The organism is Neogemmobacter tilapiae (assembly GCF_014652215.1).
Classification (GTDB): Bacteria; Pseudomonadota; Alphaproteobacteria; order Rhodobacterales; family Rhodobacteraceae; genus Neogemmobacter; species Neogemmobacter tilapiae.
The window spans coordinates 49,046-71,761 of the sequence record NZ_BMYJ01000004.1 but is presented as its reverse complement, the minus strand read 5'-3'; the positions used below and the strand labels follow the sequence as shown (position 1 = coordinate 71,761).

At 61.5% G+C, this 22,716-nt stretch carries 23 protein-coding genes; 15 read left to right on the top strand and 8 right to left on the bottom strand.

Annotated features, from left to right (window positions below; genetic code table 11):
• Positions 1 to 66: 66 nt before the first annotated feature.
• From sdhC to IE095_RS18725, 10 genes are all read left to right on the top strand, one after another.
• The gene (gene sdhC, locus IE095_RS07135) at positions 67 to 450 is read left to right on the top strand and encodes a succinate dehydrogenase, cytochrome b556 subunit (protein ID WP_189410951.1); all 384 of its coding nucleotides are present in this window, start codon (positions 67 to 69) and stop codon (positions 448 to 450) included.
• A 9-nt stretch (positions 451 to 459) separates the two neighbouring features.
• A complete protein-coding gene (gene sdhD, locus IE095_RS07130) occupies positions 460 to 831 on the top strand; it encodes a succinate dehydrogenase, hydrophobic membrane anchor protein (RefSeq protein WP_189410950.1) in 372 nt (123 codons plus the stop codon).
• Positions 832 to 847: 16 nt separating this feature from the next.
• Entirely contained in the window at positions 848 to 2,650 is a 1,803-nt protein-coding gene (gene sdhA, locus IE095_RS07125; RefSeq protein WP_189410949.1) for a succinate dehydrogenase flavoprotein subunit, read from the top strand.
• A 1-nt stretch (position 2,651) separates the two neighbouring features.
• A complete protein-coding gene (locus IE095_RS07120) occupies positions 2,652 to 3,953 on the top strand; it encodes a glycosyltransferase 61 family protein (protein ID WP_189410948.1) in 1,302 nt (433 codons plus the stop codon).
• Positions 3,950 to 4,273, top strand: coding sequence for a hypothetical protein (locus IE095_RS07115; protein ID WP_189410947.1), 324 nt, complete (start codon positions 3,950 to 3,952; stop codon positions 4,271 to 4,273). The genes IE095_RS07120 and IE095_RS07115 overlap by 4 nt, the downstream gene beginning before the upstream one ends.
• Positions 4,270 to 5,499, top strand: a complete 1,230-nt coding sequence (locus IE095_RS07110) for a glycosyltransferase 61 family protein (RefSeq protein WP_189410946.1) — start codon at positions 4,270 to 4,272, stop codon at positions 5,497 to 5,499. The genes IE095_RS07115 and IE095_RS07110 overlap by 4 nt, the downstream gene beginning before the upstream one ends.
• Positions 5,496 to 5,786, top strand: coding sequence for a hypothetical protein (locus tag IE095_RS07105; RefSeq protein ID WP_189410945.1), 291 nt, complete (start codon positions 5,496 to 5,498; stop codon positions 5,784 to 5,786). Before IE095_RS07110 ends, IE095_RS07105 begins: the two co-directional genes overlap by 4 nt.
• Before the next feature lie 67 nt (positions 5,787 to 5,853).
• Entirely contained in the window at positions 5,854 to 6,630 is a 777-nt protein-coding gene (locus IE095_RS07100) for a succinate dehydrogenase iron-sulfur subunit (RefSeq protein ID WP_189410944.1), read from the top strand.
• A complete protein-coding gene (locus IE095_RS07095) occupies positions 6,631 to 7,116 on the top strand; it encodes a hypothetical protein (protein WP_189410943.1) in 486 nt (161 codons plus the stop codon).
• A complete protein-coding gene (locus IE095_RS18725; RefSeq protein WP_189411238.1) occupies positions 7,052 to 7,432 on the top strand; it encodes a DUF429 domain-containing protein in 381 nt (126 codons plus the stop codon). The genes IE095_RS07095 and IE095_RS18725 overlap by 65 nt, the downstream gene beginning before the upstream one ends.
• A gap of 104 nt (positions 7,433 to 7,536) precedes the next feature.
• On the opposite strand, the gene IE095_RS07085 is transcribed toward IE095_RS18725, so the two are convergent.
• The 5 genes from IE095_RS07085 to trpS form a co-directional block, all read right to left on the bottom strand.
• Positions 7,537 to 8,022: a VOC family protein gene (locus IE095_RS07085; protein ID WP_189410942.1), complete on the bottom strand. Its 486-nt coding sequence runs from the start codon at positions 8,020 to 8,022 to the stop codon at positions 7,537 to 7,539.
• A 245-nt stretch (positions 8,023 to 8,267) separates the two neighbouring features.
• Entirely contained in the window at positions 8,268 to 9,350 is a 1,083-nt protein-coding gene (locus tag IE095_RS07080; RefSeq protein WP_189410941.1) for a hypothetical protein, read from the bottom strand.
• Positions 9,351 to 9,506: 156 nt separating this feature from the next.
• Positions 9,507 to 10,946, bottom strand: a complete 1,440-nt coding sequence (locus IE095_RS07075; RefSeq protein ID WP_189410940.1) for a hypothetical protein — start codon at positions 10,944 to 10,946, stop codon at positions 9,507 to 9,509.
• Entirely contained in the window at positions 10,939 to 11,343 is a 405-nt protein-coding gene (locus IE095_RS07070; RefSeq protein WP_229804606.1) for a Link domain-containing protein, read from the bottom strand. Before IE095_RS07070 ends, IE095_RS07075 begins: the two co-directional genes overlap by 8 nt.
• Before the next feature lie 157 nt (positions 11,344 to 11,500).
• Positions 11,501 to 12,523: a tryptophan--tRNA ligase gene (trpS, locus tag IE095_RS07065; RefSeq protein ID WP_189410938.1), complete on the bottom strand. Its 1,023-nt coding sequence runs from the start codon at positions 12,521 to 12,523 to the stop codon at positions 11,501 to 11,503.
• Positions 12,524 to 12,605: 82 nt separating this feature from the next.
• On the opposite strand from trpS, the gene IE095_RS07060 reads away from it, so the two are divergent.
• On the top strand, positions 12,606 to 13,295 hold the full coding sequence (locus IE095_RS07060; RefSeq protein WP_229804605.1) for a rhomboid family intramembrane serine protease: 690 nt from the start codon (positions 12,606 to 12,608) through the stop codon (positions 13,293 to 13,295).
• Here the strand turns inward: IE095_RS07060 and murJ are convergent, their stop codons facing one another.
• From murJ to IE095_RS07045, 3 genes are read right to left on the bottom strand one after another with little or no spacing between them, the layout of a single operon-like run.
• Positions 13,296 to 14,834, bottom strand: coding sequence for a murein biosynthesis integral membrane protein MurJ (murJ, locus tag IE095_RS07055; protein WP_189410936.1), 1,539 nt, complete (start codon positions 14,832 to 14,834; stop codon positions 13,296 to 13,298).
• Positions 14,831 to 17,626 carry a [protein-PII] uridylyltransferase gene (locus tag IE095_RS07050; RefSeq protein ID WP_373295402.1) on the bottom strand — a complete coding sequence of 932 codons (2,796 nt, stop codon included), beginning with the start codon at positions 17,624 to 17,626 and terminating at the stop codon, positions 14,831 to 14,833. Before IE095_RS07050 ends, murJ begins: the two co-directional genes overlap by 4 nt.
• Positions 17,586 to 18,758 (bottom strand): penicillin-binding protein activator, encoded by a 1,173-nt coding sequence (locus tag IE095_RS07045; protein ID WP_189410935.1) that lies wholly within the window; start codon positions 18,756 to 18,758, stop codon positions 17,586 to 17,588. The genes IE095_RS07050 and IE095_RS07045 overlap by 41 nt, the downstream gene beginning before the upstream one ends.
• A gap of 73 nt (positions 18,759 to 18,831) precedes the next feature.
• Here IE095_RS07045 and rsmI point away from each other — a divergent pair, with 73 nt between their 5' ends.
• The 4 genes from rsmI (at position 18,832) to lysA (ending at position 22,684) form a co-directional block, all read left to right on the top strand.
• Positions 18,832 to 19,719, top strand: coding sequence for a 16S rRNA (cytidine(1402)-2'-O)-methyltransferase (gene rsmI, locus IE095_RS07040; RefSeq protein WP_189410934.1), 888 nt, complete (start codon positions 18,832 to 18,834; stop codon positions 19,717 to 19,719).
• Entirely contained in the window at positions 19,716 to 20,081 is a 366-nt protein-coding gene (locus IE095_RS07035; RefSeq protein WP_373295401.1) for a YraN family protein, read from the top strand. The genes rsmI and IE095_RS07035 overlap by 4 nt, the downstream gene beginning before the upstream one ends.
• A gap of 69 nt (positions 20,082 to 20,150) precedes the next feature.
• Complete coding sequence (gene gshB, locus IE095_RS07030) at positions 20,151 to 21,092, top strand: glutathione synthase (protein ID WP_189410933.1); 942 nt, start codon at positions 20,151 to 20,153, stop codon at positions 21,090 to 21,092.
• Between the two features lie 326 nt (positions 21,093 to 21,418).
• Positions 21,419 to 22,684, top strand: a complete 1,266-nt coding sequence (gene lysA / locus IE095_RS07025) for a diaminopimelate decarboxylase (RefSeq protein ID WP_189410932.1) — start codon at positions 21,419 to 21,421, stop codon at positions 22,682 to 22,684.
• The last annotated feature ends 32 nt before the right edge of the window (positions 22,685 to 22,716 follow it).

The following is a 22,716-nucleotide window of genomic DNA, read 5'->3' as shown; positions in this document are numbered from 1 at the left end:
TGGAGTGTTGAGCCAGTCGCCCGGCCCCGCGCGGGGGTCATGGGCCCGCGATGAAGGAACAGGTTCATGGCGCAAGCGAAACGGGTGGAACGCCCCCTTTCCCCACATTTGCAGATTTACCGTTGGCATATTCCCATGCTGACTTCGATCCTGACCCGTGTGACGGGCAATGGCATGATCGTCGGGGTTTTCCTGGCTGTCTGGTGGCTTTTCGCCGCCGCCCATTCGCCGGAACATTTCGCCTTGGCGAATGCTGTGGTCACATCCTGGTTCGGCGATCTGATCTTTACTGGCAGCCTTTGGGCGGTCTGGTATCATTACCTCGCTGGCCTTCGGCATCTTTATTACGATGCGGGCCATGGGCTGGACGTTCCCACCGCTGAAAAGCTTGGCTGGGCCTGCCTGATTGGCTCGGTCGTGCTGACCATCGCCACCATCCTGATCATCTAGGGGGCCATCATGCGCTATTTGACCGACCGCAAACGCGCCATGGGCAAAGGGGCTGGCCACACCGGCACCCTGCACCATTGGTCGATGACCGTCTCTGCCGTGGCCTTGGCCTTTCTTGTGCCAACCTTTCTTTACGTCTTTGGCACCGCGTTGGGCCAAGATCATGCCGGCGTCGTCGAAACCTTCAGCCGCCCTTTCCCGGCGATCCTGACAGGGCTGACCCTGTTTGTCGCCATGCGGCACTTCGCCAAGGGTTCCCAGACGATGATCGAGGACTATCTGCACGGCACCAAGGGCAAGATGGCGATCATCTTTGTCACCTGCCTGTCCTATGTGACCACCGCCATTGGTCTTTTCGCGCTGGCGAAACTGGCCCTGTAACCACCGGAAGAACATCATGACCGCTTATCCGTACGAGACGCATGACTATGACGTCGTGGTGGTGGGGGCCGGGGGCGCTGGCCTGCGCGCCACCCTGGGCATGGCCGAACAGGGCCTGCGCACCGCCTGCGTGACCAAGGTTTTCCCGACCCGTTCGCATACCGTCGCAGCACAGGGTGGCATTGCGGCCAGCCTTGGCAACATGGGGCCGGATTCTTGGCAATGGCACATGTATGACACGGTGAAAGGCAGCGACTGGCTGGGCGACACCGACGCCATGGAATATCTGGCCCGCGAAGCGCCCAAAGCGGTATACGAGCTGGAACATTACGGCGTGCCGTTTTCCCGGACGGAAGAGGGCAAGATCTATCAGCGCCCCTTTGGCGGCCATACCACCGAATACGGCGAAGGCCCCCCCGTGCAACGCACCTGCGCCGCCGCTGACCGGACGGGCCATGCAATTCTGCACACGCTGTATGGGCAAAGCCTGAAAAACAACGCGGAATTCTTCATCGAATATTTCGCGCTGGATCTGATCATCACCGATGGCCGCTGCACCGGGATTGTGGCGTGGAAGCTGGATGATGGCACCATCCATGTCTTCAATGCCAAGATGGTCGTTCTGGCCACAGGCGGCTATGGCCGCGCCTATTTTTCTGCGACCAGCGCCCACACCTGCACCGGCGATGGCGGCGGCATGGTGGCGCGGGCCGGTCTGTCCTTGCAGGATATGGAATTCGTGCAGTTCCATCCGACGGGGATTTACGGCTCGGGCTGTCTGATCACCGAAGGGGCGCGGGGCGAAGGTGGCTATCTGACCAACAGCGAAGGCGAGCGTTTCATGGAACGCTATGCGCCGACCTATAAGGATCTGGCCAGCCGCGACGTGGTTTCCCGCTGCATGACGATTGAAATCCGCGAAGGGCGGGGCGTTGGGCCGAACAAGGATCATATCCACCTGCACCTGAACCATCTGCCCAAGGAAACGCTGGACCTGCGGCTTCCCGGCATCAGCGAAAGCGCCCGGATTTTCGCGGGCGTCGACCTGACAAAAGAGCCGATCCCGGTTCTGCCGACGGTGCATTACAACATGGGCGGTATCCCGACGAACTATTGGGGCGAGGTGTTGAACCCGCAACCGGGCAACCCGGATGCGATCTTCCCCGGCCTGATGGCTGTGGGTGAGGCAGGCTGCGCCTCGGTGCATGGTGCAAACCGTCTGGGGTCAAACAGCCTGATCGACCTTGTGGTCTTTGGCCGCGCTGCCGCGATCAAGGCAGGCGAAGTGGTGAACCGGAAAGAGGCTTTGGCCCCGGTGAACAAGGCCGAGGTGGAACGTTCGCTGGCCCGCTTTGACGGCTTGCGCCATGCGAACGGCGCGGTCCCAACCGCCGATCTGCGGCTGGAAATGCAGAAAACCATGCAGGCCGATGCGGCGGTGTTCCGGACCGACAAGACCCTGGCCGAAGGCGTTGTGAAGATGACGGCGATTGCGGGCAAGATGGATGACCTGAAAGTCACCGACCGCAGCCTGATCTGGAACAGCGATCTCATGGAAACGCTGGAATTGGCCAACCTGATGCCGAACGCAATGGCCACCATCGTCGCCGCCGAGGCCCGCAAGGAAAGCCGTGGTGCCCATGCGCATGAGGATTACCCGAACCGCGATGACGTGAACTGGCGGGTGCATAGCCTTGCCCATGTCGACGGGCCAAAAGTCACCCTCTCCAGCCGTCCTGTGCATCTGGACCCGCTGACCAAGGCCGAAGATGGCGGCATTGACCTGAAGAAAATTGCGCCCAAGGCGAGGGTCTACTGACATGCCAAAGGCCCGGCCCGCCCTTGGTCTGCTGGCCCGTGCCCTGCGCAAGCTGGGGCTAGGCAAGGCCCCAGCATCCAAGGCGGCCCCGGCGAGGGCCACACCCAAGCGCGGCCGAAGGGCCGGGCAACGGCATCCGGGATCTCCGGCTCAGGGCCGTTTCTTTGCCAATGTGGTGATCGTGCCCGGCAGCCAGGACAAGACACGCACCACCATCGTCAATGGTGGCCCGATCTGGCCGAACTTCGATCGCCAGACCTGGCCCCGGCTGGTGCGCCGCAAACATAAGCGCGTTGATGTTGCCCCCGCCATGCCGCAAGGTCAAATTCCCGACTTCCCCGGTCCTGCCGTCTGGGGCGGTGTGCTTTATCCGCAATTCGGCCATCTGGTCTGTGAACATCTGACCCGGCTTTTGTGGTCCCGCCAGCGTTGGCCAGACCTTCCCTATCTGTTCATCACCACCGAACGTCTGAACCGCGACAATCTGCCAGGCTATGTCTGGGATCTGATCGATTGGTTTGGCGTGCCCCGCGAACAGGTGCATGTGATCACAGAACCCCTCCGCGTGCCGAAACTGCATGTCATGCCGCAGGCCGAAAGGCTTTATGGCCCCCCGCCGACCCCGGCCTATCTGAACCTGCTGGAAAAGCGGGTGGCGCAAATGGGGTTAAATCCCATGCCCTCGGATTGTCTCTATGTCGGCCGCTTGGGGATGATCGCCGCGGGCAGTGGCGCGAATGCCGGGGAATCCTATCTGGCTGAACAACTGACGACGCTTGGCGTGCAATTGATGGACCCGACCGCCCTACCGCTTCGCGCCCAGATGGAAGCGGTCATGGGCGCCAACACACTGATCTTCGCCGAAGGTTCTGCGCTGCATGGCCGACAGTTGCTCGGTCGCCTACCGCAAAAGATCCACGTATTGAACCGGCGCTTGGACCACGACCTTGGCCGGTCCGAACTCGCGGCCCGGACACAGGGCATCCAGTATCACAAAGTTACCCGCAGGCTGGTCTCGATGGTGCATCGCGCAGGCCGCGACATCCATCCACGCGGCTTGTCCTTTTATGATCTCGACGTGCTCTTCGATGCACTGGATCAGGCAGGCCTCGACCTTCGCACGGGTTGGGACAGCCAAGCCTATGCCCAAGCCGTTGAACAGGATGCACGCCTTTGGCTTGCCCGGCTGGACCGCCCCGAGCAAGAGCATGTGTTGCGCGATCCGACATTAAAGGCCATCCGTGCCGAATTTGCGGCCGAAGGTCTGACCCATCTTCTGGATGAAATGGAGGCCAAAGCATGATCCGTCCAAGCCTTGCCGCCTGCCTTTTATTGGCCGCCTGCTCCCCCGCCAATCTGGCTGACAAAGCCGGGCGGCGCGGCGCGGAAACGGTGGTTCGCCCCATTGTCGATGATTATCTGACCGGCCCCGAGGCAGATATCGCCACCCGCTGCATTGTCGACAACGCCAGCGCTGCCGATACGCAGATGCTGTTGCGCGACATGGGTGTTTATGCGGGCAGTGCCACGGTCGATCTGGTATTCCGCCTCGCCCAGAACCCCGGCGCCGTGTCCTGCATGCGCGCCGCCGGATTGCCCCCCATCAGCCGGGTTGCCCTGTGATCGCCTGGCTCGACACCTGGCCCTTCCGGGCCAAACCGGCGGCCAAAGGCTTTGCGCCGGGCGATCCACGTCGCCCCATGATCTATCGCGATATTCTGATCCACCCGCCGCGTGAAAGCTATCTTTACGAATCGCTCTTTGATGGCGGCCCCGATTGGCCCGATTGGGACGCACCCAGTCTGGCCCGCCATTTCCGCCGCGATCAGCCGATCGACCGCAGGCCCACCCTTTCAACGGCCAAACCGGAACGGCTGGCGGGTGCCGCGATTTGGGGCGGCAATCTCAACCCGCACTTCGGCCACTTGGTCGCCGAATACGCCCCCCGCATCGGCTTTGCCGCAGCCGCCTTGCCCAAGGCTCCGGTGCTGTTCCAAACCTTTCCCGGCTGGACCTTGGACGATATTCCCGCCCATGTCTGGCCGGTGCTTGCCCACTATGGTTTGGACCGTGCAAGGGTCCGCCTTGTGGATCGCCCCTTTTTGGCCGAAAACCTGCACGTCTGGCCGCAGGCCGAGCATCTGAACCAGACCGTCCGCCCGCACCCTGCCTGGTTGGCCCGTCTGGCGCGCTTGGCCAAACTGGCCGCACTTCAACCCCTGCAAGCCGATCTGCTTTACGTCACCCGACAAGGTATGCTTGCGGCCGGCTCCGGCGGTTTTGCTGGGGAAAGTTACTTGGTCACAGTTCTGCAAGACGCTGGCGTCACACTTCTGAACCCGGCGACCGCCAGCCTGCGCGACCAGCTTTCCGCCTATCTCGGCGCGCGGCACATTGTCTTCGCCGAGGGCTCGGCCCTTCATGGACGCCAGATGCTTGGCCGCTTGGATCAGGGGATAACCGTTCTTAACCGCACCCCCAAGGCCCGTCTGGCGCGTCCTGTTCTGTGCCCGCGCGTGCAAAAGCTCGACTATATCGAGGCAACATCCCAGCGGATCGAAATGATGCGCCCCGGGGGCATCGTTCTGTCACAAAAGGCGGTCTCACTGCTGGATGTCGGCGCTGTTCTAGCGTGCTTTGCAGCCTTGGGCGTCAACCTTGGCACCATATGGAACCATCAGGCCTTTGCCCAAGTCGAACGCGCCGATCTGCAACTTTGGCTGGCCCGCATCCGGCCCGACGGCATGGACCCCGCCGGTCGCCCACTTGACCTTGCAGCGACCCGTGCCAGGATCACCCCTTTGTTGCAACAGGCAGGGCATGGCGACTTACTGGAGGCGCTTGCATGAACAAGGTCTTCCTCCTCTTTCCGCTCCTCTTGCTCAGCTGCGGGCCGATCAGCGTCGAGCTGGCCGAACAACAATGCATGGAACGGGCGCGCCTGGCCGCTGGCCCCCGCGGTGAAATTGCGATTGGCGCAGGTTCGAACGGCCCGGTCACGGCCTATCGTTTAGAGATCAACAGCGATTTTCTGACGGGCCGCGATCCCTCGCAGGTGTTTGAAACCTGCGTCGTCAGCAAATCCGGCGAATTGCCCCGTACGCCCCTCTATCTGCAAAGGGGGTGGCGGGGATGACGTGCAAGGCACTCAAATTTTCGGCCGCGCCGCGTCGCGCAGTCAATGCATCCGAAGGAAGGTAACAATGGTTCAGTTCACCCTACCCAAGAATTCAAAAATCCGCACCGGAAAGACCTGGCCCAAGCCAGAGGGCAAGAATATCCGCAAATTCCAGATCTATCGCTGGTCGCCCGACGATGGCGAAAACCCGCGCGTGGACACCTATTTCCTTGATATGGACCAATGCGGCCCGATGGTTCTGGATGCGCTGATCAAGATCAAGAACGAGATTGATCCAACACTGACCTTCCGCCGTTCCTGCCGCGAAGGCATCTGTGGTTCCTGCGCGATGAACATCGATGGCAGCAACACTTTGGCCTGCATCTATGGTCTGGATGAAATCAAGGGTGATGTGAAAATCTATCCCCTGCCGCATATGGCGGTGGTCAAGGATCTGATCCCCGACCTCACGCATTTCTATGCGCAACACGCCTCGATCATGCCCTGGCTGGAAACAAAGACGAACCGCCCGGCCAAGGAATGGAAGCAGTCGATTGATGACCGCGCGAAACTGGATGGGCTTTATGAATGCGTGATGTGCGCCTGTTGCAGCACGTCCTGCCCGTCCTACTGGTGGAACTCGGACCGCTACCTTGGCCCCGCCGCCCTGCTGCACGCCTATCGCTGGATCATCGACAGCCGGGATGAGGCCACGCCCGAACGGCTGGACCAGCTGGAAGATCCGTTCAAACTCTATCGCTGCCACACGATCATGAACTGCGCCAAGACCTGCCCGAAAGGGTTGAACCCGGCCAAGGCGATTGCCGAGATCAAGAAGCAGATGGTCGAACGGGTGGTCTGATTGCGCGTCTTTGGCGTCGATTTCACCTCACGCCCGACGCCGCGCAAACCGATCACCGTGGCGGAATGCACCTTGGGCGATGCGCTGGTTTTCAACAGGATCATCGCCCTGCCCGACTTTGCCGCCTTTGAAATCTTCCTTGGGCAACCCGGCCCTTGGATCGCGGGCTTTGATTTCCCCTTCGCCCAATCCCGCCGCTTTGTCGAAAACATCGGCTGGCCAAACACTTGGGCGGTCACCGTTGCCCATGTTTCAGGCCTGACCCGCCCGGCCTTCCGCGCAGCGCTTGAAGACTACAAACGTGACCGCCCGATGGGCGACCGCGAACATTCCCGTGTCTTTGAACGCGGCACGGGCGCTGCCAGCCCGCAAAAGCTCTACGGCGTCCCCGTCGCCCTGATGTTCTACGAAGGCGCCCCGACTGCTACAGGCCGGGCTCAACATCCCCGGCCTGCATCACGGCGACCCAACGCGCACCGCCTATGAAGCCTACCCCGGCGTCGCCGCCCGCGCCCTTCTGGGCAGCCGCGCGCCCTACAAATCTGACTCGCGCGCCAAGCAGAACTCAGATCAGCGCGCCAACCGCCAAGCCATCCTCGCCGCCCTCACCGCACCCCAAGGCCAAGCCCGCTTTGGCTTTCGCACCCAAGCCCCCGCCCAACTCGCCGAGGATCCCACCGCCGACGCCCTCGACGCGCTGCTCTGCGCCGCCCAAGCCGCTTGGGCCCATCGCCACAGGCCCAATCTCTCGAACATGGATCCGCTGGAAGGCTGGATCGCCGACCCCAGCCTTTTCCCCTAGCATCTTTTCTTCAAAAATATCCCGGGGGGAGGCGAAGCCGGGGGGCAGGCCCCCGCTGCACAGCAGCCGACAGCAGGGGGGCTCGATGCCCCCTAAGGTCGCCCTCAGGCCTCGCTCAACAATTTCGCCACATCCAGACGCTTGTTCACCATCGCCAAAGACCCATCCGCCTCGCGCGGCCATGCCTCTGGCGCCCGGTCCCAATACAGCTCCACCCCGTTGCCATCCGGGTCATCCAGATACAAAGCCTCGCTCACCCCATGGTCCGCAGCCCCGGTCAGCGCATAGCCAGCATCGACCACCCGCTTCAAAGCATCGGCCAAGGCAGCGCGATCCGGATACAGAATCGCCGTGTGATAAAGCCCCGTATGGCCGGGCGGCGGCGGTGTGCCCCCCGCCGAATCCCAGGTGTTCAGCCCAATATGGTGGTGATAGCCCCCCGCCGAAACAAAGGCCGCTTGCTTGCCATAGCGCTGCACCAGTTCAAACCCCAGCACCCCGCAATAGAACCCCAAAGCCCGCTCCAGATCGGCGACTTTCAGATGGACATGCCCGACACGGGTGCCCGGATGAATAGGTTTCGTGGTCATTTCGCGACTCCGTTTGCCCCGCCCAATCTAAGACGAAACCGGCTTTCGCCATAGGCCCAAGCCTGCACAGCCAAGGTGCGCGAAAGAAAAGACCCCCGGCACCCAAGGGGAAGGGGCCGGGGGCAGGGACGGGCCATGCTTGCGCGCGCCGGGTCAGCAGGGCGCAAGACGGTCATGGGGGACAGGCGGCCCGATTCGTCCCGCCCAGATTGCACTGCGATTGAATCGGGCGCGTGACAGGGGGATCAGCGCGAGGCCACCGGATCGCGCGCCAGCCGCCGCAGAACCCGCAGGCTGGCCGATTGCGCCAAACCGCCCAGCACGCCGCCCAAAGACAAAAGCAGACCCACGAGCCCCACCCCCACCTGCACAGCAACATCCGACAGCCGCACCGTCGCCCGCAGAAAGCGCGATTTTCCCAACACCTCGACCGCCCCAATCGTCTTTGGTCCCAAAGCCTCGGCCGCATTGGCCAACCGGCGGGCCTCCGCCGCATCATCGACATAGCGCACCAGATGCAGCGTCTCCCCCATCGGAAGCCGCGCGCCCATCCGCCCCAGATCGCTGGCGACACTCGCCAAGGGGGCCACAACATCCGCGCGGATCAGTTTTGCGGGGTCGGAAAAATCCATCCGCCCGACCATCTGCCAATCCACCCCCCGGCGGATCACATCGCCAATCATTCCCACCAGACGCGGCGACAGGATACCCATCTTGCGCGCCAGCTTCACCATCCCCGCCCCGGCCTTCAGCGTGAAGGATGTCCCGCCAGAAGCCAGCACCGCCGCCGTCGCCCCCAGACCGATGATCGACAGCCCCAGATCAATCTCATCCACATCCCCGCCCGTGGCCCAAGCACTGCCCGCCTTGGTCAGCCCCACCACATCGCCAATCGGCGTCAGTTGGATCGGCGCATTGCAGATCAAAGCGGTTGAAATCGTGCAGGTTCCCGCATCCCAAACGCAGGTCGCACATTGCCCCGCCTGAACCAGATAGCTGCTGTCCGCCTCCCACATCGCCGCGCGCTGCACGACCAGCGCCTCGGGCAAGGCAATCCGCCGTTCTTCGGCCACTGCCTCCACCGCCTGAATGGCCAACCAATTGCGCGGCTCCTCGGCCAACAGCCGTGTCATCACCAGCGTCAGGCGTTCGGGCGTGGCTTCTTGCGCCATCGCCTGTTCCATCGCGGCGGCAATCTGATCCGCCCCGGCATCGACAAAGGGGCGGATCAAGGGATCCCGGCTGATCCGCAGCGCAGCAAGGCCCGTCAGGCCCAAAGACAGCACCAGCAGAACAAACAGCCCCGCCCGTGCCGCCCGCCGGATCACCGGCGCGACCGGATCATGCCGGTGATGCTGGAAAATGACAGAACGCTTTTGTCGAACTCCACCTTTCGCCCTCCATTTGTACTAAACGCAGGAGCCAGACCAAACACCAGCGCGCAAGTTGTTTTATCCCGCTCCATAAATGCATTGACTGCAGTTCTAATGTAAAAGGACCTGCGCCTTTCGTGCGTTTGCCTTTGCTACGCGGCGATAGCGTCTGTTCACTTGCGGGGCCTCCGGATGATTGCGCATCGCCAAGGGGACATTAGCCGGAGCCGCAGCGATGTCGGAACAATCTTCGACCTTAGCTTCCGCGCGGGGCCGAGGCATGGAGGGCCTAAATGACTCCCACTCCCCGGCCTTATAGATGTCCTGCAAATGCGTCGCCGAACGCTGAAGGACATAATCTTCCGGCTTGGGCAGAGTGGCGGTGAAGGTCCAGCGGAACGGCATCTTGGGGCCGTTGGGGTCGGTCTGGATCATTCCCTCCTCGGTCAGGTGACCACCATGTTCTAGAATCATGTCTAGGACCGCGACATCTTCGCCATCTTCCTTGATGAACCGAGTGCCTGCCCGAATCTGACCAATTTCGGCGATACGCACCAAGCCGCCCGGCTGCGGCACGCCGATGATAGCTGTGATCATCCGGTCCCCCATCGTGCCCAGACGGCAGCCAGTGCCCGCGCGAATTTTAGAGCCGTCTTGCAGAACCAGCGCCCCGTCAGACCGCAGAATGTCGAGGATGGGCACATGCTGCCCGGCATAGCGCCCGTCGCCGCAAAGGGTGGCATGGCCTGGCGTGACCATCAGGCCATGGACATCCAATATCTGTTTCGCTCGATTGATCATCGTGCGCTTGACCCGACCGGGTTTCAAATGCCCGTCCTTGTCGTAAGACACAACAATGTCCCCGGCTTCGACCAGCTCAATCGGCTTCGTCGTGCCGTCCCACATCGAGATCGGTGTGGCAGCGAGGAAGCATTTGTCTTCTTCGAGTCTCAGGATTGAAGAAGAAATGCCAATATAAATTCTTGAATCATTCGGGCCACCAATTACAAACGCACCGGCACTCGCCTGCAACTCAACAATTGCAGCCGCCGGAACATTGTCAAATATAAAAAATCCGTCCTTCCACTCCACCCAAGAGCCGCCGGCAGCAGCAACCGCTTTGGCAAAGGAGTAGCAAGTGTTTTCGTCTAGAACGAGAGCATAATCGCCCAAAACGCCCGTCGGATCAGCTTTAGCAAGTTTGGCGAACTCGAGAGCTGAGTTAAATCCACCTTCTGAAAGAGGTAAAATACTACCGCTGGCGAGAGTGTTCTTTCCACTCGAATGGGACAAATTTAGCATCATTTTTTCAAAGCTGGCCTGTGTTATTGCTCCGTCTACTATACTCAAATTTGACACACCAACTGAGCGCACAGCTCCAATCGGATTACCGTTCTCATCCTTATCGTAGCGACCGTACTCAAAGTATTTTGTCTCTCCCGAGGCACCGTTTACCAGCACGACACCTGCATGTCCAAGGCCGCTCACATGACCTGCGCTTGTGGCAATTGGATACTGTGGCCACGTTACAATTACCGCGAAGTCAGTCATCTTTACCCTCATCAACATTTTTGTAGATAGTCAAGATTCTTCCATCAACCGAGAAACTCTCCCCATACTGGGGCATTTTATCATATTTAGAGCAAGAAATTTGCCCCACTACCAAGGGATCACATGCAAGAACGTCAAAATCAATCCTGCCGTCGCTTAAATTGTATCTTTGAATCTTGCAACACTGCGAAGAGAAGGATTTTAACACTGTAAATCTAATGGCGCCATCATCAAGCCAACTTGCATCACAATATCCTTCGCCTTTGAATGGTGCGCAAATTTCTCCCTCATTGGCGTGATCCCCCATTAACTGAACGCCAGATACATAAATTGGAAAAAATAAACCCAAAAGCAAAATTATCATCAAGAATATAGCTATTTTAAGCTTTGATTTCATTTTTTCCAACATAGAGGCCACGACGTGCAGCGCAGACGCGCAACTCCTCAAACAACCGCTACATGCAGAAGTGCATGCAATCAACCGCTTGGAAGAGGACTTACTTTTCTGGTAGTAGCTTTGAAAAAGCGCAATCCCGCCCGTGCCGCCCGCCGGATCACCGGCGCGACCGGATCATGCCGGTGATCCGGTAAACATCGTCCAGCACCGGCCGCGCAATCGCCTCGGCCTGATCGGCCCCTTCGCCCAGAATGCGGTCAATCTCGGCCGGATCTTGCATCAGCCGCGTCATTTCCCCGGTGATTGGCGACAGCTTGGCAACCGCCAGATCAGCCAAAGCTGGTTTGAACGTGCCAAACTGCGCCCCCGCATATTCCGCCACCACGCCTGCCGCTGTCATCCCCGACAAAGCCGCATAGATGTTCACCAAATTCCGCGCCTCGGGCCGGTCGCGCAGACCGTCCAGCGTTTCCGGCAAAGGCTCCGGGTCGGTCTTGGCCTTGCGGATCTTGGCGGCAATCGCGTCGGCGTCATCCGTCAGGTTGATCCGGCTTTGATCCGAGGGGTCCGATTTCGACATCTTCTTCGTCCCATCGCGCAAGGACATCACCCGCGTCGCCGCCCCTTCGATCAAGGGTTCGGTCATGGGAAAGAAATCCACGCCATAGTCATTGTTGAACTTGGCCGCGATGTCGCGGGTCAGTTCCAGATGCTGCTTCTGATCCTCGCCCACCGGCACAGCCGTCGCCTTATAGGCCAGAATATCGGCCGCCATCAGCGCCGGATAGGCGAACAGGCCCAGCGAGGCATTCTCGCTGTTCTTGCCCGCCTTGTCCTTCCACTGGGTCATCCGCCCCATCCAGCCCATCCGCGCCACACAGTTGAAAATCCAGCCCAGTTCCGCATGGGCCGAGACTTGGCTCTGATTGAACAGGATCGATTTTTTCGGATCAATCCCCGCCGCAAGAAAACCCGCCGCCGCCTCACGCGTCGCATGGCGCAGCTTTTCGGGGTCTTGCCAGACCGTGATCGCGTGCATGTCCACAAGGCAATAGATCGTGGGCGTCGTGCCTTCGTCCTGCTTTTCAACAAAACGTTTCAGCGCGCCAAGATAATTGCCAAGGGTCAAGCCTCCCGAAGGCTGAATGCCGGAAAAGATACGGGGGGTGAAGGCGGTCATCGGGTGTTCCTGACTGGAAAAGGTCCGAGGCAGGGCTTAACCTTGGCCCGTGCCCCGCGTCAATGGCGGGGGTGGAAAGGGAATGATGCAGCAAGGTTCCGGTGAAGCGCCCTTTAATGCCCTGCCTTGGGTCGTTTGGGTCATCTGCCTGCCGATGATCGCGATGGAGCTGACCCTGCAACTGGGCGAAAACGGCCTTGCCGGCGGACGTGAGGCGATTGGCTGGCGGGTGCTGGCCTTTGACAAACTGGCCTTTGCCCCCGAAATCCTGCGCCAAGCGCTGGCGACGGGACAATGGTGGGATGAGGTCGGGCAGCGCGCCTTGGGCTATCCCTTGGTGCATTACGGTTTCATCGACACCGCCTTTTCGGTGGCCCTGACGCTGGCCTTGGGCAAGTGGGTGGCCGAGGTGATGCGCCCCGTCTTTGTTCTGGTCGTGTTTCTGGGGGCCAGCATCGGGGCGGCAATGGTATATGGCATCCTGCCCTTTACCGACCTCGCACTCGTCGGGGCCTCGCCCGGTGTGTTCGGTCTGGTGGGCGCCTTTACCTTTGCCCTTTGGTCACGCCTCGTCATTCGCAACGGGCCGCAGCAATCGGCCTTTCTGATGATCGGTTTCCTGATGGGGATTCAGATCCTGTTCCGCCTGCTGTTTGAATGGCAATGGGATTGGGTCGCCGATCTGGTGGGCTTTGGCATCGGCTTTGCCCTGACGGCAATTCTGGTGCCCGGTGGCTGGCAAGGCGCGCTGCGGCGGATGCGGCGGCGGTAACTAGCCCCGCCGCAACCCCTTCAATTCTGACAGCCGATAGGCCCGCAGCACAAAGCCCAACACGAAATAGCTGACAATGCCCAACGCCACCAAGCCGCCCAGCGCCGCATAGCGCAAACCGGGCGATGTCAGCGCCTGCGATAGACCATAGGTCGCCGCATAAAGCACGGCCCCCATCCCCAGCGCGGCCAGCACGATCCGCCAAAGCCGCGCTTTGAAACGGGCATCAAAAGCGGCCTCCGGCCCCATGCCCTTTGCCCCACACCACAGTTGCAGAACCATGGTCCAACCGGCAATCGTCGTGGCCCAGGCCGCCGCCGAAAAGCCGACCAGCGGCATAAGGCCAAAGGCCAGCCCCGCATTCGCCACCATCGACCAGACCGCATAGCGGAAGGGGCGCTTGGTATCCTCTCGCGCGTAATACAAAGGCTGCAAAACCTTGTGCAGCACAAAGGCCGGAAGCCCCGCTCCATAGATCGCCAAGGCCAGCGCCGTCGCCGCCGTATCCTCGGCCCCGAAAGCGCCGCGCTGATACAGGACTTGCGTGATCGGATAGGCCAGCACCACCAGCGCCACCGCCGCAGGCAGCGTCAGGAACAACGCAAATTCCGTGCCCCGGTTAAAGGCCTCGCGCCCCCCCTCTGCATCGCCTGCGCGCAGGCGGCGCGACAGTTCGGGCAAAAGCACCGTCCCCACCGCAATCGCCACCACGCCCAAGGGCAGTTGATACAGCCGATCCGCATAGACCAACCACGAAATCGCGCCCTCGGTGCCCGAGGCCACCTGCCGCGACACCAGCAGATTGATCTGCACCACCCCGCCCGCCAGCAAGGCGGGCCCCATGATCACCAGCAGATGCCGGAAATCGGGCGTCATGCGCGGCCACATCAACCGGGGCCGAAACCCCATCTGCCGCGCGGCATAAAGCGTCCAGCCCAGTTGCGCGACGCCCGTCAGGGGCACGGTCCAGGCCAGCGTCAGCCCCATGTCCCAACCCATCTGCGCCGCCAAAAGTATCGCCGCGATGAACACGACATTCATCAGCACCGGCACAAAGCCGCTTTCCGCAAACCGCCCATGCGCGTTCAAAATCCCCGAAAGCAGCGCAAACAGCGAGATAAAGCCGATATAGCAGAACGTGATGCGCCCAAAGTCCACCGCCAGATCAAACCGCGCATCGCCAACAAAACCCGCCGCCATCGCCCAAACCAGCCAAGGCATCGCCAAGGTGCCCAGCACGGAAAAGACAATCAGGAACCCCGTCATCCCCGCAAAGGCGTTCTGCGCGAATTCTTCCGCATCCTCACCCGCTTGCAGCTTTTTCGCATAAAGCGGCACAAAGGCCTGATTGAACGCCCCTTCCGCAAAGAACCGGCGGAACATGTTCGGCAGGGAAAAGGCCACGTTAAAGGCATCGGCCACCGGCCCCGCCCCCAGATAGGCCGCCATCATCAATTCGCGGAACAGCCCCGCCCCGCGCGACACCAGCGTCCAGCCGCCCAAGGTCAGGATGTTGCGGATCATCCGCCCGCTGCTCATGCGCTGGCCCGTTCCGCGCCCTCGGCAATCGCCTGCCGCAGCTTTTTCTCCAACGCCTCTTGCCGATGCTTCTGGTGCATCTTCAGCCCGAACATGTCCTTCACATAGAAGGTGTCCACCACCTGCGCCCCATAGGTCGCAATCACCGCGCTGGCGATATAGATGTTGTTCGCAGCCAAGGTCCGCGTCAGATCATACAGCAGACCGGGCCGATCACGCGTGTCCACCTCGATGATCGTGTAAATCTCCGACCCCTCATTGTCGAAACTGACATGCGTCGGAAAGCGGAACTCGCGTTCCCGCTTTTTCACCTTGTCCCGGTCCTTCAGCGCCTCACGCGCCACCACCTCGCCCTTCAGCGTCTTTTCGATCATCTGCCGCAGGCGTGGCAGACGGGCCAGTTCATAGGGTTTCCCCTCGCTGTCCTGCACCCAGAACACCGCCGTCGCATAGCCATCCTTCGACGTATAGGTTTTCGCATCCACCACGTTTGCGCCCACCAAGGCCAAGGCCCCTGCCAACCGCGAGAAAATGCCCGGATGGTCCACCAGCGCAAAAGCGGCCCTTGTCGCATCGCGCGCAGGCTCCGGGTGCAGGTCGATCCGGATTTCGTTTTCCGGCAGATTGTCCAAAAGCCGCGCAAAGACCGCCTGCGTGTCGGTCGTCAGCCCCTGCCAATAGGGCGGATAGTGTCGCCCCATTTCCGCAACCAAGGCCGCATCGCCCCAATCACCCAAGGCCGCCCCCAATAGGCGTTTCGCTTCATCCTCGCGCTGTTCGCGGGTGACACTTTCCAGCCCGCCTTCCAGCGTCGCCTTCGTGTCCATGTAAAGCTGCCGCAGCAGCATGGCCTTCCAGTTGTTCCACGTCCCCGGTCCCACCCCGCGAATGTCGCAGACCGTCAGCACCGTCAAAAGGTCCAACCGCTCCTTCGACGTCACCGCCCGCGCGAAATCCCGCACCGTCCGCGGGTCGGAAATATCCCGCTTTTGCGCCACATCGGACATCAGCAGGTGATAGCGCACCAGCCATTCCACCGTGTCCGTCTCTTCCTCCGAAAGCCCCAGACGCAGCGCCACCCGGCGCGAGATCTGCGCCCCGATGATCGAATGATCCTCAGGCCGCCCCTTGCCGATGTCATGCGTCAGCAGCGCCACATACAGCACCCTCCGATTCACCCCCGCCTTCAGGATGCCCGTCGCCACCGGCAATTCCTCGGGCAGCTCTTCCCGTTCAATCTGCGCCAGCGTGCTGATCGTCTGGATGATGTGTTCGTCCACCGTATAATGGTGATAGACGTTGAACTGCATCATGGCGACGATGGGTTCGAATTCCGGGATGAACGCCCCCAGAACCCCCAATTCATTCATCCGCCGCAGGGCCCGTTCCGGGTTCCCATGCTTTAACAGCAGGTTCAGAAAGATTTCCTGCGCCTCGGCACTGTCGCGCAATTCCTCGTCAAACAGATCCAGATTGGCCGCAATCAGACGCATGATGTTCGGGTGCAGCAAATAGCCCGAACGCAAGGCTTCCTCAAACACCCGCAAAAGGTTCAGCTTGTCCGCCAGAAAGGCCTGCGGATCCTTCACATCAATCCGGCCCTGCACCAGCACAAAGCCCTTTGCCACCTTCTTTGTTCGCCGGAAAAACCCCGACAGCCGCGCCTCGGGTTTCGCATGCCGCGCTTCCAGTTCCGTCAGGAAAACCCGCGTCAATTCCCCCACACGCGTCGCATGGCGGAAATAGTCCTGCATAAAGATTTCCACCGCCCGCCGCCCCCCGGCATCGCGATAACCCATCCGTTCGGCGACCTCGACCTGCAAGTCAAAGGTCAGCTGGTCCATCGCCCGCCCCGCAATCAGATGCAGATGGCAGCGCACCGCCCAAAGAAAATCCTCGGCCCTCTCGAATGTCGCATATTCCTCGGCGGTCAGCAGACCCACCCCCACCAAGCCCGCCGAATCCGGCACCCGGTTCAGGTATTTCCCGATCCAATACAGCGTTTGCAGGTCGCGCAGCCCGCCCTTGCCTTCCTTGACATTCGGCTCCAGCACATAGCGCTGTCCCCCCTGCCGCTTGTGCCGCTCTCCCCGCTCGGCCAGCTTTGCCTCGATGAAATCTTTCCCCGTGTTGCGGAACAATTCCGACCAAAGCTTGTCGTCCAGCTCCTTTTCCAAGGCCCGGTCGCCCGCAATATAGCGATGCTCCAACAGCGCCGTCCTGATTGTGATGTCTTCCCGCCCCAGACGCAGGCAATCCTTCACCGTCCGGCTGGAATGCCCCACCTTCAGCTTCAGATCCCACAGGATATAGAGCAGGCTTTCAATCACCGATTCCGCCCAAGGCGTCAGCTTCCAAGGCGTCAGGAACAGCAGATCCACATCCGACTGCGGCGCCATTTCCGCCCGGCCATAGCCCCCCACAGCCAGCACCGACAGCCGCTCCCCCGCCGTCGCACTTGGCAAAGGATGGATATGGATGATCACCGCATGCAGGGCGATCTGCACCAGCCCATCCGTCAGATGCGCCTGCGACCGCACCATCCGCCGCGCCCGCCTTGGGTCTTTCATAAAGGCCGCCGCCAGGGCCGCATTCCCCGCCTGTCGCGCCGCATTCAGATGCTGCACAATCACAGGGCGGGCACTGCCCCCCTTGCCCAGATCCATGTCAATCGCCCGGATCAACGCCGCCGGATCGATGATCTCGGCGGCGGGCAGGATCAGGCTGTCCGGGTTAACGGCGCGGGCCGGGTCAGAACCCGGCACCGCCAAAGCTGTTGGGCGCGGGGTCAATCACGGTCACCTGGTTGTTCTGGATCTGCGCCACAGCCAGACCCCTTTCATTCGTCCCATCGCCCCGCAGCCGGAAGACCCCCGCCACACCGGCAAAACCCGCCCCCTGCGTCAACGAGGCCGCATCAATTGGCCCGCCATTGCTCCGCCCGGCCAAGGCCCCAATCGCCGCCATCCCGTCATAGGCCAGCTCCGACAGCGCCAACGGCGGCTGACCATAGGCTGCTGCATAGCGGGTCTGGAACTGCTGCATCCGCCCCGGATCGGGCAGCGCGAACCAACCGCCCTGCAGGCTGGGCAGTGCTGCCGTCTGCGGCGGCACATCCCAACGCGTGATCCCGATGAACCGCACCTCGGCCGGGTTCAGCCCGTTGTCGCGCAAAAGCTGCGACACTAAGGGCAAGGCCCCCGCCGATTCGGCGGTCAGGAACACCGCCTGCGCCCCGCCCGCCTTGGCGGTCTTGGCCAGTTCAGGCACCGCTTGCACGATGCCGTTCTGCGAAAATTCATAGCTGCCGGTGCCCACCGCGCTGATCCCAGCCCGCTGAATACCCGACTGGATCGCCACGCGCCCGGCCTCGCCGCTCGCGCTTTTGTCATGCACGATCATGACCTTGCCGATGCCCTGCCGCGCCGCATAGCTGGCCAGCCGGTTGGCGCTCGACTGGAACGTCGTCCCCAGCACGAACAGGTTCCCCCCGGCAATCGACGGGTTGTTCGAGAAAGACAGAACATTCACCCCATTCGCCGCCACGGCCTTCGCCGCTGCATTCGATTCGCCTGACCGCAGCGGCCCCAGAATGATCTGTGCCCCCTCGGCCACCGCCCGCGTTGCGGCATCGGCGGCCCCCGCCTCGGTGCTCGATGTCGAATAGACCTTCAGATCAATCTTCACCCCACCCAGATCGGCCATCGCCAACCGCGCGGCGTTTTGCATCGCCACAGCCAAAGCCTCATCCGAGGCATTGCCCGAACCCGAAGGCACCAAAAGCGCCACCGTCACGGCACCGCCTTTGCCCGTGACAGGGCCGGGGCCAGCGGTCGGCGTGCAGGCCGCCGCAAGGCCCATCAGGCCAAAGGTCAGGAAAAGCCGGGCCGCAGACTTGCGGAGCTTGGTCAAAAACGGGAACATCGGGCGTCCTTATCTTTGGAAGGGCGGTGTTGTCGGCCCGCAAACTAGGCGGAACGCCGACCAAAGTAAACGCATGACAGGGCGATTGGGACCAATGGACGAAACAAAGCTGAACCCCCAGCGCCCACCGCCGGGCCTGTATTTCGTGGCCACGCCCATTGGCGCCGCCCGGGATATCACCTTGCGCGCCTTGGATATTCTGGCCACCGCCGATGTGCTTGCCGCCGAAGACACCCGCACCCTGCGGCACCTGATGGAGATCCACGGCGTGCCCCTGAACGGTCGGCCGGTCCTTGCCTATCACGACCACAATGCCCCCCAGATCGTTCCCCGCCTGATTGGCGACCTCAAGGCGGGCAAGGTTGTGGCCTACGCCTCCGACGCCGGAACCCCCCTTGTCTCCGACCCCGGCTTTCAACTCGGCCGCGCCGCCATTGCCGAGGGTCTCCCCGTCCACACCGCCCCCGGCCCCTCCGCCGTTCTGGCCGCCCTCACCCTCTCGGGCCTGCCCAGCGACCGCTTTCTCTTTGCGGGTTTTCCCCCGGACAAACAGGGCGCGCGCCGCAGCTTCCTGCAAGAGATGGGCAAAATCCCCGCCACGCTGATCCTCTTCGAATCACCCAAACGCATCCACCGTCTGTTAACCGAGATGTGCGAAGAATGGGGGCAAAACAGGAACGTCGTGGTATGCCGGGAACTGACCAAAAGATTCGAAGAGGTGACGCGCGGGCCGGTCGGCCAGGTGACGGCGGCCTTCGCGGATCGGGATGTTAAGGGTGAAATCGTGGTTCTGGTGGATCGGATGGAGCCAGGCGACACGCTCGTTGATCTTGACGGGGCTTTGGACCGGGCTTTGGTCAGCCTATCTGTCAAGGACGCCGTGGCGCAGGTGACGGCGGAAACGGGTCTGCCACGCGGGCAGGTCTACAAGGCGGCTTTGGCGAAAGGGCGCAGCGAATGACATGGCAATTGCGGGGGCAAAGGGCCTATCAGGCCGGGGTCGCGGCGGAATCCGCTGTTGTGCAGTTTTATGAACGTTCGGGGCGTTCGGTAGCGGCGCAGCGCTGGCGCGGCACCGCGGGCGAAATTGACATCGTCGCCCGCAACGGGGCCGAGGTCATCTTCATTGAGGTGAAGCAAAGCGCCACCCACGCCCTGGCCGCCGAACATCTGACCACACGCCAGATGGGGCGGATCTATGCCGCCGCTTCGGAATTTCTGGCGGGTGAACCGGCGGGGCAATTGACGCCCTCGCGCTTTGACGTGGCCCTGGTCGATGGGCAGGGCCGCATCGAAATTCTGGAAAACGCCTTCGCCGCCTGAACCACAGGGTTCATTGCATGTCGCCAACAAACGCGCCATCAAGAAGGCCGTTTGATCGTGAGGACGGACATGGCTTTGAAAGTGGCGTTGCAGATGGACCCGATCGGGTCGGTCAACATCAACGGGGACAGCACCTTCCGCATCGGGCTTGAGGCGCAGGCGCGGGGGCATTCGCTGTTCTTTTACACAGCCGACAAACTGGCCTTTGTCGAAGGCCGGGTGATGGCGCGGGGCTTCCCAATCACCCTGCGGCGTGAGGTTGGAAACCATGTCAGCTATGGGCCAGAGACCGAGGTTGATCTGGCCGAGATGGACGTGGTCTGGCTGCGGCAGGATCCGCCCTTTGACATGTCCTATATCACCACCACCCATCTGCTCGAAATGATCCAGCCCAAGGTTCTGGTGGTGAATGACCCTTTCTGGGTGCGCAATTCGCCCGAAAAACTGTTGGTGTTGCGCTTCCCCGATCTGACGCCGCCCACCGCCATTGCGCGCGATCTGCAAACCATCCGCGACTTCAAGGCGCGGCATGGCGACATCATCCTGAAACCGCTCTATGGCAATGGCGGCGCGGGGGTGTTCCGGCTCGATCCGAACGACAGGAACCTCGCCTCGCTTTACGAGCTGTTCACCGGCATCAACCGCGAACCCTTGATCGTGCAGAAATTCCTGGCCGCCGTGGAAAAGGGCGACAAGCGGGTGATTCTGGTGAATGGTGAGGCTGTGGGGGCCATCAATCGGGTGCCGCAGGCGGGGGAAACCCGGTCGAACATGCACGCCGGGGGGCGTCCGGAAAAGGTGGGGCTGACGGCGCGAGACCTAGAGATTTGCGCGCGGATCGGGCCGGTTCTGCGCGAAAAGGGCCAGATTTTCGTCGGCATCGACGTGATCGGCGATTGGCTGACCGAAATCAACGTGACCTCGCCCACCGGGATTCAGGAATTGGAGCGCTTTGACGGCACGAACACCGCGGCCAAGATCTGGGAAGTGATCGAGGCGAAGCGGGGGTGAGGCTGGGCTAGGGGGCTTTTCTGCGTCCAGACTGGCCCCTTTCACGCGTGAAATTCTGATTATCTAATTGAAATATATATGAAATTGAGAAACTGCCACATTTTTGCCATTTTTACCCCTATGGCCTTGACCTTTGGCAAAGCCCCCACCCCCGTCCCCTCCCCACAAGGGGGAGGGGGGGCGCGTTGATCATAAGGGGGTGCCTGTGACAGTGGGCACGTTCCCCTCCCCCTTGTGGGGAGGGGTTAGGGGTGGGGGGCGCTGTTCAGCGGTCTCTGGTCCGAGAAAGCGGGGGGTGTTATAGGGCGGGAAAACAGGGGTTTCGCATGGATCACTTTCTTTACCGCAACGGCGTGCTTCATGCCGAGGATGTGCCCCTGACCGAGATCGCAGCCCGTGTCGGAACCCCGTTCTATGTCTATTCGACAGCGACCCTGACGCGGCATTATCACCTGTTTACCGAGGCGCTTTCCCCCCTGCCGCATCAGGTGTGCTTTGCGATCAAATCCTTGTCCAATGTCGCCGTCCTCAAGGTTCTGGCCGACTTGGGCGCAGGGATGGATGTGGTCTCGCAAGGCGAATATCTGCGCGCCAAGGCCGCCGGTGTGCCGGGGGACAAGATCGTGTTTTCGGGCGTCGGCAAGACGCGCGCCGAAATGCGGCTGGCGCTGGAGGGCGGCATCCGCCAGTTCAACGTCGAATCCGAACCTGAAATGCGGGCGCTGTCCGAAATGGCCAGCAGCCTAGGCGTCAAGGCCCCAATCACCATCCGCGTGAACCCGGACGTGGACGCGAAAACCCATGAGAAAATCGCCACCGGCAAAAAGGAAAACAAATTCGGCATCCCCATCGCCCGCGCCTTGGAGGTTTACGCCGAAGCCGCCCGCCTGCCCGGCCTGCAAATCGTCGGCATCGACGTGCATATCGGCAGCCAGCTGACCGATCTGGAACCGTTTGAGGCCGCTTATAACAAGGTCGCCGACTTGACGCTGGCCCTGCGTGCGGCGGGCCATCAAATTGACCGGCTGGATCTGGGCGGCGGTCTGGGCATCCCCTACACCCGTTCGAACGAGGCCCCGCCCCTGCCCTCGGACTATGGCGCGCTGATCAAGCGCACCGTGGGCCATCTGGGCTGCGAGATTGAGATTGAACCGGGCCGCCTGATTTCCGGCAACGCCGGTTTGCTCGTCAGCAGCGTCATCTATCTGAAACAGGGCGAAGGCCGCGATTTCCTGATTCTTGACGCCGCGATGAACGATTTGGTCCGCCCCTCAATGTATGGCGCGCATCATGACATTGTGCCGGTCCTGGAACCGGCAGCGGGCACCGAACAGCAGGATTATGACGTGGTGGGGCCGGTCTGCGAAACCGGCGATACCTTTGCCAAACAGCGCAGCCTGCCGCCCGCCGGGCCGGGTGATCTGATCGCCTTCCGTTCGGCCGGGGCCTATGGTGCGGTGATGTCGTCGGAATACAATTCACGGCCCCTGATCCCGGAAGTGCTGGTGAAAGGGGATCAATTCGCCGTCATCCGGGAACGTCCGACCTATGACGAGATGTTGAACCGCGATAAGCTTCCCGAATGGCTGTAAGACGACAAGGGCGTTAAGGCCCGGAAAAGGCA